Genomic DNA, 14,390 nt, shown 5'->3' with positions numbered 1-14,390 from the left:
GCTTCGCCCGCGGCGGCGGCGGCGCCAGTGCCTCGGCCGTCCGGCGCGTCGGCTCGGACGGCCGGACCGCCGGCGAGACCTTAGCGACCGCACCGCCGCCACCGCCGAGGCCCAGGGCCGCCCGCATCGGTGCATCGTAGCCGTAGAGGTCGGGCAGCGTGCGGTAGCTGCCGCCGTCGTCGACGGTGGCGGTGAAGTAGGCGAGGTGCACCGGCAGCTTGTGCTCCAGGCGGATGGTGCGCTCGCCCTTGCCGACGAGCTTCTTCAGGCGCTCCTCGGTCCAGTTCGGCAGGACCACGTCGGCGAAGCGGAACGGGTCGTCGACGCGGACGCAGCCGTGGCTGAGGGCCCGTTCCGAACGCGAGAACAGCGAGCGGTTCGGCGTGTCGTGCAGGTACACGGCATGCTGGTTGGGGAACATGAACTTGATGAAGCCGAGCGCGTTCTTCTCGCCCGGCGGCTGGCGCAGCGAGACGTGGCCGCCGCGGCGCACGATCTCGTAGCCGCCCCAGGTGCTGCCGCCGTAGCTCGCGATCTTGGGCAGCATCGTCTTCAGGATCGAGGGCGGCACGTACCACGACGGGTTCACCACCGCGTATTCCATCAGCCCCGAGAACAGGGGCGTGCGCGAATCCGGCTTGCCGACGATGACGCGGGCCTCGTCGCGCGGGCGTCCGTCGCGGAACACGCGCAGGCGGAATTCCGGCACGTTGACCAGCACGTAGTCGGGCCCGAGATCGGTGCCGAGCCAGCGCCAGCGCTCCATGTTGACGATCAGCGCCGCGTCGTCGCCCACCGGCCGCACCGCACTCGCCTGCCTGGCGCCCTGCGCCAGCGCCACCACCGTCTGGACGTTGAGGACGCCGTTGCCGGGCAGGCCGCGGCCGCGCTGGAACTTGGCGACCGCCGCGGCGACGCCGGAATCGTAATCCTCCGGATCGCCCGGGGGGACGTCGAGGGTGCCGGCCTTCCGGCTCTCCAGATCGAAATGGGCGCGCAGCAGGGGCACGCGCGCATCGCGCATGCCGACGCGCAGGGCCGGACCGGGCGGCAGGCGCAGGGTGGTCGCCGGACCCGCATCGTCCGTCGCGGCCGGCGCGCGTGCCACCGACAGGCGGCTCTTGAGGGCGAGATAGCCGGGGGAGCGCGGATTGTAGGCCTGGAGCAGGTCGCCGGCGGTGCCGCCTGCGCCGGCGAGGCTCGCCAGGACCGTGTCGGCGGCCGGCAGATCGAGGGTCGGCGTGATCAGCCGCGAGATCGCGGCCAGGTTGATCCGCCCGCCGCGCGCGTCGCGGGCATAGAGGGCGGCGGCGGCCGAGAGCTTCAGGTCGGCCTCCGCGACGGCGGCCAGATCCTCGGCCTTGGCGGGGCTTTCCGTCTTGCCGGCGATGTCGGCTTTCCCCGCCTTCGGGAGCGCCGGCACCGGATAGGCGCGAGCGTCGAGGCCGTCCTCGGGCGCCGCCGCGAGGCGTGCGGCCACGGCCTTCGCCGCCGGCGTGTAGACGCCGTCCACGATCCAGACCGGCTTGAAGGCGCCGAGCGCGTAGAACGCCTGGATCGCCTCGCGCTCCTTCGTCGTCAGGCGGGCGAGCAGCGGGGCAGGCGAGGCCAGCCGGTTGAACACGGCGGCCGCCTGCGGGTCGCTCGGCACGGTGGGCGCCGCGGCGACCGCCGGACGCTCCGGTCCGGGCGCCTCGGTCTGGGCCGGATTGGCCTTCGGCGGCTCGGACGGAGTTACCGCCTCGAGGCCGGTGGCCGGCGGCGGCAGGCTCGGATCCGCGACCGCGGCCGGATCGGATGCGGGCGCCTTATCGGCGGCGACGGCCTTGTCCGGGGTCGCGGTGGCGACGGCGGCGGCGGGCGGGATGTCGTCCAGACCACCGCGGGCGAAGGCCGCCGTGGAAAGGGCGCCCTGCGCGACGGAGCCGGCCAACAGGACGGCCAGGGCTGCTTTGGCCGAGCGCGAGACGCCCATCTGCGAACCTCCTGGGGACCGACCTCGAGGCCGCCCACAACCTTATCAGTATCGGCGCAAGCCCGGTCGTGCGCAATCGCACCCCCTCCGCTCGCGCCGTCGCGTGCCTGCAAGTGCCTGATGCGCCGAGCCTATCGGTCAGGCGTCGGCCCTCGGGCCGGATCAGGCCGCGGCCTCTTCGGCCTTGTCGTCGCCGTCGAGCCCGAGATCCTTGAGCTTGCGATACAGGGTGGACCGGCCGATTCCGAGGCGGCGCGACACCTCCGACATCCGGCCGCGATAGAATTGCAGCGCGAAGCGGATGATCTCGGCCTCCAGCGCATCCATCGGCTTCATCTCGCCGGTGTCCTCGACCACCAGCGACATCGCGTGGGGGTCGCGCACCTCGACGCGGACGATCTCGCGCACCGGCTCGGGCGAATGGGCCGACAGCATCGGCTGCACGGGCGCCGCCGGGATGCGGACGTCGAAGCCCTCGACCTGGGCGGCGATCTGCGGGAACTCGGCCACCGTCAGCTCGTCGCCGTCGGCGAGCACCACCGCGCGGAACAGCGCGTTCTCGAGCTGGCGGACGTTGCCGGGCCAGCCGTATCGGGTCAGCAGCGCCATCGCCTCGGGGGTGATCGCGCGGACGCGCTTGCCTTCCTCGGCCGCGAACCGGGCGCAGAACGAGCGCACCAGGTCGGGCACGTCCTCGCGCCGGGCGCGGAGCGGCGGCAGGGTCATCGGGAAGACGTTGAGGCGATAGTACAGGTCCTCGCGGAAGCGGCCCTCCTTGACGAGGTCGAGCAGCGAGCGGTTCGTCGCCGAGACCAGGCGGATGTCGACGCGCACGCTGCGCTTGCCCCCGACCGGGTCGACCTCGCCCTCCTGCAGCGCGCGCAGCAGCTTCACCTGCGCATCGAGGGGCAGCTCGCCGATCTCGTCGAGGAACAGCGTCCCGCCGGACGCCTCCACGAACTTGCCGGCATGGCGCTCGGTGGCGCCGGTGAAGGCGCCCTTCTCGTGCCCGAACAGGGTCGATTCGACGAGATTGTCGGGGATCGCCCCGCAATTGACCGTGACGAAGGGCTTTCCGCGCCGCTCGCCCGATCCCTGGATCGCGCGCGCCAGCACCTCCTTGCCGACGCCGGATTCGCCCTCGATCAGCACCGGGATGTTGGATTTCGCGGCGCGTTCGGCGAGCCGGATCACCCGCTCCATGTCGGGCGACTTCGAGGTGAGGTCCTTGAAGCTGAGCGAGCCGGAGGCGCGGCGGCGCATGCGCCGGACCTCCTCCTCCAGGTGGTCGACCCGGAGCGCGTTCTTGATCGAGACCTGCAGCCGCTCGGCGCCGGCGGGCTTGACCACGAAGTCGACGGCGCCGGCGCGCATCGCGGTGACGACGGCGTCGATCGAGCCGTTGGCGGTCTGGACGATGACCGGGGTGTCGAGGCCGGATTTCCGCATCTCGGCGAGCACGCCGAGGCCGTCGAGGCCGCCGGGCATGACGAGGTCGAGCAGCACCACGTCGATCTCGGGCTGGGTCCGCAGCAGCGCGAGCGCGTCCGCACCGTTCTCCGCGAGCTTCGCCTCGAAGCCGAAGCGGCGCACCGTCGCCTCGGCGAGACGACGCTGAACGGGATCGTCGTCGACGATCAGGACCGTTGTCGCCATGCGGGCTTTTCCTCGCTGCCGCGGGTCGACCGCGGCGCCGGACCTCGCGGGACCCGGCACCCGGCACGACCGGCGGGTGTTTCGTTTCGAGCCGGAGCGTCGCCCAGATGCGTAAAGCCCCGCTTAACGACGACGGGAGATTTGCCGCAGGCGCCGCTTGCATCCCCGGCGGCCGCCGAATTCGGTTGAACGCCGTCGATCGCGCTCGATATGAGGCGGGAAGGGCCCGTCGGGCCCCGCGCGGGCGACACGCCGGCAACGAACCGAGGATCCATGCGAGGAATCATGTCCGCCCGAGCCTTCGCCCCCGCAGGGTCGCCCCTCCGGAGCGCCGAGGGCGCCTCCGCGGCGCGTGCCGCGGCCCACGCAGTCGATCTCGGGCCGCTTCCCGAATGGGACCTCGCCGACCTGTATTCCGGCCTGGACGCGCCGGACTTCCGCCGCGACCTCGCGAAGGCGGAAACGGATTGCCGTTCGTTCTCCGAGACCTACGCCGGGAAGATCGCGCAGCTCGCGAGCGGGCCCGACGCCTCGGGCAAGCTCGCCGCCGCTGTCGCGGCCTACGAGGCGATCGAGGAGCTGCTCGGCCGCCTGATGTCCTATGCCGGGCTGGTCTATTCCGGCGACACCACCGACGAGGCGCGGGCGAAGTTCTACGGCGACACCCGCGAGCGCCTCACCGACGCCTCCGGAAACCTGCTGTTCTTCGCGCTCGAGCTCAACCGGATCGAGGACGGTGTTCTCGACGTGGCGATGTCCGCCGGGCCGCTCGCTCGCTACGCCCCGTGGATCGAGGATCTGCGCCGCGAAAAGCCGTTCCAGCTCGAGGACCGGATCGAGAAGCTGTTCCTGGAGAAATCCGTCACCGCGAACGCGGCCTGGGACCGCCTGTTCAACGAGACCATCGCGGCCCTGCGCTTCCCCGTCCAGGGGGAGCGGCTGCCCCTGGAGCCGACGCTGAACAAGCTCCAGGACCCGGACGGCGAGGTCCGCCGGGAGGCGGCCGGGGCGCTGAGCGAGGTGTTCCGTGAGAACCTGCGGGTGTTCACGCTGATCACCAACACGCTGGCCAAGGATAAGGAGATCTCGGACCGCTGGCGCGGCTTCAAGGACGTGGCGGATGCCCGCCACCTCTCGAACCGCGTCGAGCCCGAGGTGGTCGCGGCGCTGGTCGATGCCGTTCGCGAGGCCTATCCGCGGCTCTCGCACCGCTACTACCAGCTGAAGGCCAAGTGGTTCGGCGTCGAGGCGCTGCCCTACTGGGACCGCAACGCGCCGCTGCCGAAGGTCGAGCAGCGCACCATCCCGTGGACCGAGGCGCGCGACACGGTGCTCGACGCCTACGGCGCGTTCTCGCCGAAGATGGCCGGCATCGCGCGGGACTTCTTCGACCGGCGCTGGATCGACGCGCCGACGCGGCCCGGCAAGGCGCCCGGCGCCTTCGCACACCCGACGGTGCCTTCGGTCCACCCCTACGTGCTGGTCAACTACCAGGGCAAGCCGCGGGACGTGATGACGCTCGCGCACGAGCTCGGCCACGGCGTGCATCAGGTGCTGGCCGGCCACAACGGCGCGCTGATGGCACCGACGCCGCTGACCCTGGCCGAGACCGCCAGCGTGTTCGGCGAGATGCTGACCTTCCGGCGCCTGCTCGCGGCGACGACCAACACGACCCAGCGCCGGGCGATGCTGGCCGCCAAGGTCGAGGACATGATCAACACGGTGGTGCGCCAGATCGCGTTCTACTCGTTCGAGCGCAAGGTCCACCTCGCGCGTGCCGAGGGCGAGCTCACCGCGGAGCAGATCAACGGCCTGTGGATGTCGGTGCAGGCCGAATCGCTCGGCCCGGCGATCACGCTCGATGCCGGATACGAGCCGTTCTGGGCCTACATCCCGCACTTCATCCACTCGCCGTTCTACGTCTACGCCTACGCCTTCGGCGACTGCCTGGTGAACTCGCTCTACGGGGTCTACGCGAAGGCGGAGGGCGGCTTCGTCGAGCGCTATTTCGCCCTGCTCTCGGCCGGCGGCTCGAAGCCCTACGGCGAGCTCCTGGCCCCGTTCGGCCTCGACGCCCGCGATCCCGGCTTCTGGCAGATCGGCCTCGGCATGATCGAGGGCATGATCGCGGAGCTGGAGGGGATGGAGGAGCCGAACCTCGCCACGTCGACGTAGCGACGGCGCACGTTGACACCGGCGGCGTGGGCTTCCTAGGTTGGCCGCGAGACGGAGGCCTTCATGAACGCCAGCCATGCCGCCTTCTTCGATCGCCCCGAAGCACGTCCGCTCAGGGACGTGCTCACCCGACCGGATCTTCTCCCGCAGTACGAGCTTCTCAGCCGTCTGGAGATTCCGGCCGTGCAGGCGGCGGTGTGGGACATCGAGCCGATCATCGCGACGTTCGATGCCGCGACGCGCACGCACGCGATACAGTCGTCGGGTGCCCTGATCGGCGATCTGCTGACGGCACGCGGCTTCCGCATCGCGCGGGATGCCAAAGGCGAGAAGCGGCGTGGACGCGTCCGCAAGGCGCGCTTCGTGAAGTCCGGCACGATCTGGGAGCCGCCAGCGCAATCAGATCGGGGCCATCGCGAGACGGTCGCGGCCATCATGGACGACATCATGGTCCGCTACCGCACCACCCTGACTGATCTGGCGAAGTGACGGTCGAGCCCGAGTGGCTCACCGTCGCGGACGTGATCGACGCCCATGCTCGGCAGCTTCGCGTCTTCGGGGGCGCCGTCGGCATCCGCGATGAGGGCGCGCTGGAATCCGCGCTCGCGCGTCCGATCAACAAGTGGCGCTACGAGACCGCATCGATTGCCGAACTCGCGGCGGCCTACGGCTTCGGCATCGTGCGCAACCATCCCTTCATGGACGGCAACAAGCGCGCGGGCTTCATGGCGATGCTCGCCTTCCTGATCCTGAACGGCCGGCCGTTCGCGCCCCATCCGGCCGAGGCGACAACTGTCATCATGGCGCTTGCCGCCGGCGCGATCGGGGAGCCCGACCTGGTGCGCTGGATCGACGACGGGTGTCCGCCGGCCTGAAGCCGGAAGGCATAAGGGTCGGCGTGAGAAGGTTGGACGATCACGGCGGAGACCAGGGGCTGCATACGAAAAGACCCGCGACGGGGTGCCCCGTCGCGGGTCTTTTCGGTCTTGGTTCCGGCCGCGATCAGACGGCGGCGACGTCGACCCGGATGTTGCCGCGGGTGGCGTGCGAGTACGGGCAGACCACGTCGGCGCGCTTCACGAGGTCGGCGGCCTTCTCGGCATCGATGCCCGGCAGACTGGCCTTGAGGCTGACGGTGAGGCCGAAGCCGGTGCCGTCGTCGCGCTTGCCGATGCCGACCTCGGCGTCGACGCGGGCGTCCTCGGGCACCTTCACCTTGTCCTGGGCGGCGACGAACTTGATCGCGCCGAGGAAGCAGGCGGCGTAGCCGGCGGCGAAGAGCTGCTCGGGGTTGCTGCCCGGGCCGCCGTTGCCGCCGAGCTCCTTCGGGGTCGAGAGCCCAACGCCGAGACGGCTGTCGTCGGTCGCGGCGGATCCTTCGCGGCCGCCGGTGGCGTGGGCGTGGGCGGTGTAGAGAGCCTGCATCGTCGTCTCCTGTCGGCGTTGGGAATCACGCACCCGCTCGCGGGCGATCGGTGACCCTTCATCCCACGAAACTAGGTTGCGCGCAACCGATGTCGCGCGTTCAGAAGATCTCGAACAGGCCGGCCGCGCCCATGCCGCCGCCCACGCACATCGTGACCACGCCGTACTTGGCGCCCCGGCGGCGCCCCTCGATCAGCAGGTGCCCGGTCATGCGCGCGCCGGACATGCCGTAGGGATGGCCGATCGCGATCGCGCCGCCGTCGACGTTGAGGCGCTCGTCGGGAATGCCGAGGCGGTCGCGGCAATACAGGACCTGGACCGCGAAGGCCTCGTTCAGCTCCCACAGGTCGATGTCGCCGACGGTGAGCCCGTGCTGCTCGAGAAGCTTGGGCACGGCGAAGACCGGGCCAATGCCCATCTCGTCGGGCGCGCAGCCGGCGACCGCCATGCCGCGATAGGCGCCGAGCGGCTGCAGCCCGCGCCGCTCGGCCTCCCGCGCCTCCATCAGCACGCAGGCCGAGGCGCCGTCCGAGAGCTGGCTCGCGTTGCCGGCGGTGATGAACGCGCCCTCGGCGACGGCCTGCCCGTTGCGGAACACCGGCTTCAGGGCGGAAAGGTCCTCGAGCCGGGTCTGCGGCCGGTTGCCCTCGTCCTGCGAGAGCGTCACCGCGCGCTTCGTCACGGCACCGGTCGCCTTGTCGACGACCGCCATCTCGGTCGCCAGCGGCACGATCTCGTCGGCGAAGCGCCGGTTGGCCTGGGCCTCGGCGGTGCGGTGCTGCGACTGCAGCGCGTAGCGGTCCTGCGCCTCCCGATCGATGCCGTAGCGGGCGGCGACGATCTCGGCGGTCTCCAGCATCGACATGTAGACGTGCGGGGCCATCGCGGTGAGCGCCGCATCCTCGGCGCGGAAGCGGTTCAGGTGCTCGTTCTGGACGAGCGAGATCGATTCGAGGCCGCCGCCGATCGCGGCCTGCATGCCGTCGACGACGATCTGCTTGGCGGCGGTGGCGATCGCCATCAGCCCCGAGGCGCATTGCCGGTCGACGCTCATCCCCGCCACCGAAGCCGGGAGCCCGGCCCGCAGGGCGGATTGCCGCGCGATGTTGGTGCCGGTGGAGCCCTGCTGCAGGGCGGCCCCGAGGATCACGTCGCCGATCAGCGTGCCGGCTTCCTCCGGCGCGATGCCGGCGCGGGAGAGCGCGTGGGCGATCGCGTGGCCGCCGAGCGCCTGCGCCTGGGTGTCGTTGAAGGCGCCGCGATAGGCCTTGCCGATCGGGGTCCGCGCGGTCGAGACGATGACGGCTTCACGCATGGTGTGCTGGTCCTTGGCGGGGCCGATCCCGCCCGTATCGGGAAGACAGGCGGTGTGCCGGATCCGGCCGGCCGGCTCAACCGCGCGCGGCGAGCCCGAAGATCGCGCGCGCCTCGGCCGGGCTCGCCGGTGCGCAGTCGATGAGCGACAGCAGCGTCACCGCCTTCTCGACGAGCGCGGCGTTGCTCGGCGCCAGGCGTCCGCGGGCGAGGTAGAGGTTGTCCTCCAGGCCGACCCGGACGTTGCCGCCCATGCTGGCGGCGAGCGCCACCATCGGGAACTCGGCCCGGCCGATGCCGAAGGCCGACCAGACCGCGTCGGCCGGCAGCCGCGCGCGCATCTGCACCAGGGTCTCGGGGTCGGCCGGCGCCCCCCACGGGATGCCCAGGCAGATCTGAAACAGCGGCGGCGCCGCGAGATGCCCCTCGGCGATGAGGTGGCGGGCGAGCGCGATGTGGCCGAGGTCGAACACCTCGATCTCCGGCCGCACGCCGGCGGCGCGGATCGCCTCGGCCATGGCGCGCAGGTGCGCCGGGGTGTTGAGGAAAAGGTTCTCGCCGAAGTTCATCGTCGCGACGTCGAGGGTGCAGAGTTCCGGCCTGAGCGCGCTCACGTGGCGGGTGCGCACCGCCGGAGTCTCGAAGAGGGTGCCGGGCCCCGCCGCGGCCGGATCGGACGCGCCCGGCACGAAGCGCCCGCCGGCGCCCGTGGTCAGGTTGAGGATCACGTTGGCGTTGCGCTCGCGGATGCGCTCCACCACCTCGCGGTAATGCGCGAGCTCCATGCTCGGCGCCGCGGTCTCGGGGTGGCGGACGTGGATGTGCACCACCGCGGCGCCGGCCTCGGCCGCCTCGAGCGCCGAGCGGGCAATGGCCACCGGGCTGACCGGCACCGCCGGGTTCTTCGACGGCGTGTCGAACGAGCCCGTCAGGGCGCAGGTGATCACGGTCTTCTGCGACATCGCCGTCTCCTCAGATCATCCCGCCGTCGACCACCAGCGTCTCGCCGGTGATGTAGGCCCCGCCGGCGGCGAGGAAGAGCATCGCCTCGGCGATGTCCTCGGGCTCGGCCAGGCGCGCCATCAGGGTGTTGGCGACGGTCGCCGCCTTGCGCGCCTCGGGCCAGTTCGCGGTCCAGGGCGTGGCCACGAGGCCCGGCGCGACCGCGTTGACGCGGATCTCGGGGGCGAGCGCCCGGGCGAGCGAGCGCGTCAGGTTCACGAGCCCGGCCTTGCTCGCCGAGTAGGCGATGCTGGAGCCGCGCCGCCCGAGGCCGGCGACCGAGGCGGTGTTGACGATGGCGCCGCGGCGCGCCCGCAGGGCGGGGGCGGCGGCCCGCGCGCAGCGATAGGGGCCGACGAGGTTGGTCGACAGGATCGAATCCCAGAAATCCTCGGTCATCGCGTCGAGGTCCTCGAAGGCGATCGGCGCCTGCGTGCCCGAGGTGCCGGCATTGTTGATCAGCACGTCAAGGCCGCCGAGCGTCGCGATCGCCTCGGCCACCATCACCTCCGCCTCGCCTGCGCGGGAGACGTCGCCGGCGACCGCCGTGACGGAGAAGCCGTCCGCGCGCAGACGCCCGGCGGCCTCCGGGCCGCGTGGGTCGTCCGCGAGGTGGTTCAGGGCGACCGCGGCCCCGTTGCGCGCGAACAGCGTGGCGGCGGCCAGGCCGATGCCGGAGGACGCCCCGGTGACGAGGACGGCTTTGCCGCGAAGGTCGGCGCCGATCATGGTGTGCTCCCGTCTGCGATCGGAGGTCGGCGGCGGACGCTCACGTGCCCTCCATCCGGCCGATGCCGCGCATCGCCGCCTTAAGGGCGAGCAGCTTGCGGTCGCGCTCGCGGAACAGCTCCGCCGGGTCGCGGCCGCCCCAGTCGAAGTAGCCGCGCCCGGCCATCACCCCGGTCCGGCCCTCGGCGCAGAGGGCGTCGAGGCTGCCCGACCGGGTGCGCGGCGGGGGCGGGGCGTAGCTCGCGTTGGCGAGCGCCCGGCGCTGCAGGTCGAGACCGGTGAAGTCCGCCTTGGCAAGGTGGCCGAGAATCGGGATGCGCAGCGAGAGCCCGTGCACGATGGCGTCGTCGATCTCGCGCGGGGTGGCGTAGCCTTCGTCGAGGAGGTGGTGCACCTCGGCGGTGATCGCCGACTGGATGCGGTTGGCGACGTAGCCCGGCACGAAGCGCTTGAGGACGATCGGCACCTGGCCGAGCCCGACGACGAGGTCGCGGATCTCGGCCACCACCTCCGGCCGCGTCTCGGGACCCGGCACCACGTCGACGAGATCGATGATGTAGGGGGGCGTGTACCAGTGCGCGACGAGGGCGCGCGGCTGCCGCCCGGCCGGGATCAGCGGGAAGACGTCGAGGTAGCTGGTGTTGCTGGCGATCACCGCGTCGGCGGCGCAGAGCCCGTCGAGCTCGGAGAACAGCGTGCGCTTCGCCTCCGGGTCCTCGGTGATCGCCTCGACGACGAGGCTCGCCCCGTCGACCGTGGCCGCGAGGTCCGGCGAAAGCCGCACAGCCGCGGCGAGGCGGTCGGCGGTCCACCCGTTCGGCGCGACGCCGGCTTCCGCCAAGGTCGCGAGCGCGGAGGCCATCAGGGCGGGCACCGCATCAAGGGTCTCGGCGCGGCTGTCCGTGAGGCGGACGGCATGGCCGCCGAGCGCCAGGACCAGGGCGATGCCGTGACCCATCAGCCCGGCCCCGACGACGGCGATCTCGGCCATGATGTCCTCCTCCGGTCAGACGGTGGCGATCGGCGTCGCCGGCGAGCCGACGGCGCCGGGAAGCCGCAGGGGCGGCGCGGTGAGCAGGAAGCGATGGCGCCCGTTCGCCCTGAGCCAACTCGCCAGCGGGGTCAGGTGCCAGAGCTCGCCCAGCGGCAGCCCGAGCTTGAACAGGCAGTGCTCGTGCAGCGGCAGGATCGCGCAGCACGCCCCGCCCGGCCGCGCCGGATAGGCCTCGACCGCGTAGTTGTCGGCGATCAGCGCGGAGAGCCCGGTGTCGGTGATCCAGGCGAGCAGCCTCGCGTCGCGGCCATCGAGGACGGCGCAGATGCGGTGCACCGCGTCCCGGTCCGGATCGCCGCCCCAGGCCAAAAGGCGGTCGGCGAAGCCCGTATGCAGGCAGACCATGTCACCGGGCTCGACCGCGACCCCGTCGGCTTCCAGGATCCGCATCAGGGCGTCGTAGCCGACGAGCGTGCGGGCGTCGCCGTGATGCGCCCGCAGGTCGACCATCACGCCGCGGCCCTGCATGCCGTGCTCGGCCAAGCGCTCGATGCCGAGACGGCGCGCGCGCGACGGGGCCTCGACCTCGGCCGCCTCGCTCGGACCCGTCACGTCGAGGCCGCCGCGGAAACCGTTGTAGTAGACGGGTTTCGGCGTTCCGTCCCCGTCGGCGTCGAACAGGCCGCCGACATGGGCGAGGCTGTCCCACTGCGTCGAGTATTGCAGATAGAGCATCACCCGGTCGTCGCAGATCACGTCGGTGGCGCCGTCGACCTCCTCGCAGACCCGAAAGTTGGTCACAGGCCGGCCGTTGGCCCGGACCGTCGGGCTGAGGCGCGGCGGGTGGCGGCGCTGGTTCAGGACGTTGCCGCCGGGCAGGTCGAGGGGCAGGCTGAGGCAGAAGGTCCGGCCCACGCGGACCTCCGCGACGCCCTGCAGCACCTTGGCCGCATCGAGCCCGTTGACGCGGCCGAGTTGGTCCTCAGGGCCGTAATCGCCCCAGGTCGAGCCCTCGGGCCGGCGGCGCCAGCGCGGCTCGGTCATCGGCGCGTCCTGCCGGTATCGGTTCTGCCCTCGCAGATCCGGGGCGCGGCGGGTGCCGGAGCCGGGCGCATGCGTCCATCCCTGAAGGCGGATCCTTGGCGGATCCCGTTGGCCGCATCGTCCGTCCGGCCATACCGGTCTGTCAACGACCGGGTCGCGGCCGGAGCGACGAAGCCGGGCGGATTTGTCAGGGCGCGCGAGCGCCCGCATACCGGACCTTCGAAACGGGCGAGGGCCGGAGCAGCCGATGCGCGAGCAGGATACGATCTTCGGAGCCGACATCCCGTTCGCGCGGCTCTGCGGCGTCGAGGCGCTCAGCTATGCCGAGGGACGCACCCGGCTGCGGCTGAGGCTGCGCGACGACCACGGCAACAACCTCGGCATCGCCCATGGCGGGGTGATCTGCACGCTGCTCGACATCGCCATGGGGACGGCGGCGCGGCTCGCCGCCGGGCGGCCGGTGCTCACCCTCGACATGCAGACCCGCTTCCTCGCCCCCGGCCGCGGCGTGCTGCTGGCCGAAGGGTTCGTGGTGCGCGGCGGGCGCTCGGTTCTGTTCTGCGAGGCGGAGATCCGCGGGGAGGGCGGCGATCTGGTGGCGACGGCGAGCGGCCTGTTCAAGCCTGCCCGCAGCGAGCCGGCGCCTGCAGCGTAAGGCGGGCGCGAACATCGACGAAAGCGGCCGCCGCCGACACGAAAAAAGCCCCGGACGCATGCGCCCGGGGCTTCATCGCAACCTTGCAAGGGGCCGGAGGGATCACCCTCCGGCGAAGACCTTAGAGGCCGCCGAACTTGTAGTTGAAGCCAGCGCGGATGATGCTACCCTCGGTGCGGAAGCGCGAGATGTAGCCGGCGCCCGGGCCGACACCGTTGAACGAGCCGACGATGACGTTGCGGCTGCCGAGGTCGTAGTGGAGGTACTCGGCCTTGATCGTCACGGCGTCGTACTTCAGGCCGAGATACTTCGCGAAGGCGAAGGTGTTCAGGAAGCTGTCGGTCGGGATCGCGTACTCGACGCCGCCGCCGTAGGCGTAACCGGTCTCGAGGTTGTTGGTGCGGCCGGCGAAGGCGAGGGCGCCGCCGGGGGTGTAAAAGTTGGCATCGTACTGGACCTCGCCGAAGGCGAAGCCGCCGGTCCCGTAGACCATGAACCGGTCGAAGGCGTAGCCGACGCGGCCGGTGACGGTGCCGAGATATTCCAGGCTCTGGCGGAAGTAGTTCGGGTTCGGCGCGCCGCCGACGACGCTCGGAGCGTCGAGGCTGAAGCGGCCCTTGTGGATGTCGGTCCAGTCGACGCTGACGGCGCCGCCGAGGACGAAGCCGGAGCCCGGGGTGAACTGATAGTTGTAGCCCGCGGTGCCGCCGATCTTGCCGATGCCGTCGGTCTCGGTGGTGGCCAGCGGCGGACGACGCAGGGCCTGCACGTTGGCGACGTTCGCGGGCGAGATGCCGGTGGTGGTGATCCGCTGGCGGTCGGTGAAGGTGTAGGTCGACTCGAGGCCGGCGTAGAAGCCGGTCCAGGTGAAGACCGGGATCGGGGTGAAGACCGGCGGGGGCTCGCGGCGCGGCAGGTCGGCGGCGGAGGCGACGGCGGTCATGCCGGCCAGCACGGTCGAGGCGAGGAGAAGCTTCTTCGTCATGTGAGGGGTACCTGAAGACTGTCCCGAATGGCTCTGGCCCCACTTAAGCGTAAGCATGCCCGGGCAACTATGCCCGCCGTGCCACAGTGCGGCCCAAATGCAGCGGTGGCGCCACGGACAACCTTGCCCGACCGAATCGCCGCCGGCCTGCCCCGTCGGGCCGGCGGCGGGCGCGGCCGGGGCGCCGGCCCTTGATCAAAGGACGGCGAGCCTCTAATCCGACCGCGCCTTTCGCCGGGGCTCCCCCGCGAGCCGGGCGAGAGTCGAGATCGGGTGCGCCCGTGCGCGGGCCCTGCCGCAGGAACGGGAACCATGGCCAAAGAGAAGTTTGCCCGCACGAAGCCGCACTGCAACATCGGCACGATCGGTCACGTCGACCACGGCAAGACGTCGCTGACGGCGGCGATCACGAAGGTCTTGGCGGAGTCCGGCGGGG

Annotated in this window: 14 protein-coding genes; 5 read left to right on the top strand and 9 right to left on the bottom strand. The window is 71.6% G+C overall.

The features are described from left to right. Both FV227_RS24615 and FV227_RS24610 read right to left on the bottom strand, forming a co-directional pair. Window positions 1–1,975: L,D-transpeptidase family protein (locus tag FV227_RS24615; protein ID WP_147860123.1), on the bottom strand; the 1,975-nt coding region annotated here is incomplete at its 3' end. 162 nt (window positions 1,976–2,137) lie between these two features. After that, window positions 2,138–3,631 (bottom strand): sigma-54 dependent transcriptional regulator, encoded by a 1,494-nt coding sequence (locus tag FV227_RS24610; protein WP_147726263.1) that lies wholly within the window; start codon window positions 3,629–3,631, stop codon window positions 2,138–2,140. A 285-nt stretch (window positions 3,632–3,916) separates the two neighbouring features. On the opposite strand from FV227_RS24610, the gene FV227_RS24605 reads away from it, so the two are divergent. The 3 genes from FV227_RS24605 to FV227_RS24595 all read left to right on the top strand — a co-directional run bounded on the left by FV227_RS24605 (window position 3,917) and on the right by FV227_RS24595 (window position 6,681). Next, the gene (locus FV227_RS24605; protein ID WP_147726262.1) at window positions 3,917–5,806 is read left to right on the top strand and encodes a M3 family oligoendopeptidase; all 1,890 of its coding nucleotides are present in this window, start codon (window positions 3,917–3,919) and stop codon (window positions 5,804–5,806) included. A gap of 63 nt (window positions 5,807–5,869) precedes the next feature. After that, entirely contained in the window at window positions 5,870–6,295 is a 426-nt protein-coding gene (locus FV227_RS24600) for a hypothetical protein (protein WP_147726261.1), read from the top strand. Then, complete coding sequence (locus tag FV227_RS24595) at window positions 6,292–6,681, top strand: type II toxin-antitoxin system death-on-curing family toxin (RefSeq protein WP_147726260.1); 390 nt, start codon at window positions 6,292–6,294, stop codon at window positions 6,679–6,681. Before FV227_RS24600 ends, FV227_RS24595 begins: the two co-directional genes overlap by 4 nt. Before the next feature lie 127 nt (window positions 6,682–6,808). On the opposite strand, the gene FV227_RS24590 is transcribed toward FV227_RS24595, so the two are convergent. From FV227_RS24590 to FV227_RS24565, 6 genes are all read right to left on the bottom strand, one after another. Further along, the gene (locus FV227_RS24590) at window positions 6,809–7,231 is read right to left on the bottom strand and encodes an organic hydroperoxide resistance protein (RefSeq protein WP_147726259.1); all 423 of its coding nucleotides are present in this window, start codon (window positions 7,229–7,231) and stop codon (window positions 6,809–6,811) included. 100 nt (window positions 7,232–7,331) lie between these two features. Next, the gene (locus FV227_RS24585; protein WP_147726258.1) at window positions 7,332–8,546 is read right to left on the bottom strand and encodes an acetyl-CoA C-acyltransferase; all 1,215 of its coding nucleotides are present in this window, start codon (window positions 8,544–8,546) and stop codon (window positions 7,332–7,334) included. A 76-nt stretch (window positions 8,547–8,622) separates the two neighbouring features. Then, on the bottom strand, window positions 8,623–9,507 hold the full coding sequence (locus tag FV227_RS24580) for a 3-keto-5-aminohexanoate cleavage protein (protein WP_147726257.1): 885 nt from the start codon (window positions 9,505–9,507) through the stop codon (window positions 8,623–8,625). Window positions 9,508–9,517: 10 nt separating this feature from the next. Further along, window positions 9,518–10,276 carry an SDR family oxidoreductase gene (locus FV227_RS24575; protein WP_147726256.1) on the bottom strand — a complete coding sequence of 253 codons (759 nt, stop codon included), beginning with the start codon at window positions 10,274–10,276 and terminating at the stop codon, window positions 9,518–9,520. 40 nt (window positions 10,277–10,316) lie between these two features. Further along, entirely contained in the window at window positions 10,317–11,267 is a 951-nt protein-coding gene (locus tag FV227_RS24570; RefSeq protein WP_147726255.1) for a 3-hydroxyacyl-CoA dehydrogenase family protein, read from the bottom strand. 15 nt (window positions 11,268–11,282) lie between these two features. After that, window positions 11,283–12,314, bottom strand: a complete 1,032-nt coding sequence (locus FV227_RS24565) for a cyclase family protein (protein ID WP_147726254.1) — start codon at window positions 12,312–12,314, stop codon at window positions 11,283–11,285. Window positions 12,315–12,561: 247 nt separating this feature from the next. On the opposite strand from FV227_RS24565, the gene FV227_RS24560 reads away from it, so the two are divergent. Then, a complete protein-coding gene (locus FV227_RS24560; RefSeq protein WP_147726253.1) occupies window positions 12,562–12,969 on the top strand; it encodes a PaaI family thioesterase in 408 nt (135 codons plus the stop codon). Between the two features lie 121 nt (window positions 12,970–13,090). Here the strand turns inward: FV227_RS24560 and FV227_RS24555 are convergent, their stop codons facing one another. Further along, a complete protein-coding gene (locus FV227_RS24555) occupies window positions 13,091–13,954 on the bottom strand; it encodes a porin family protein (protein WP_147726252.1) in 864 nt (287 codons plus the stop codon). A gap of 312 nt (window positions 13,955–14,266) precedes the next feature. Between FV227_RS24555 and FV227_RS24550 the strand changes: the two genes are divergently transcribed. Continuing rightward, window positions 14,267–14,390: GTP-binding protein (locus FV227_RS24550; protein ID WP_246686237.1), on the top strand; the 124-nt coding region annotated here is incomplete at its 3' end.

The organism is Methylobacterium sp. WL119, assembly GCF_008039875.1.
GTDB lineage: Bacteria > Pseudomonadota > Alphaproteobacteria > Rhizobiales > Beijerinckiaceae > Methylobacterium.
Note: the sequence above shows the minus strand (reverse complement) of the source record. Positions and strands in the feature narration are given on the sequence as shown.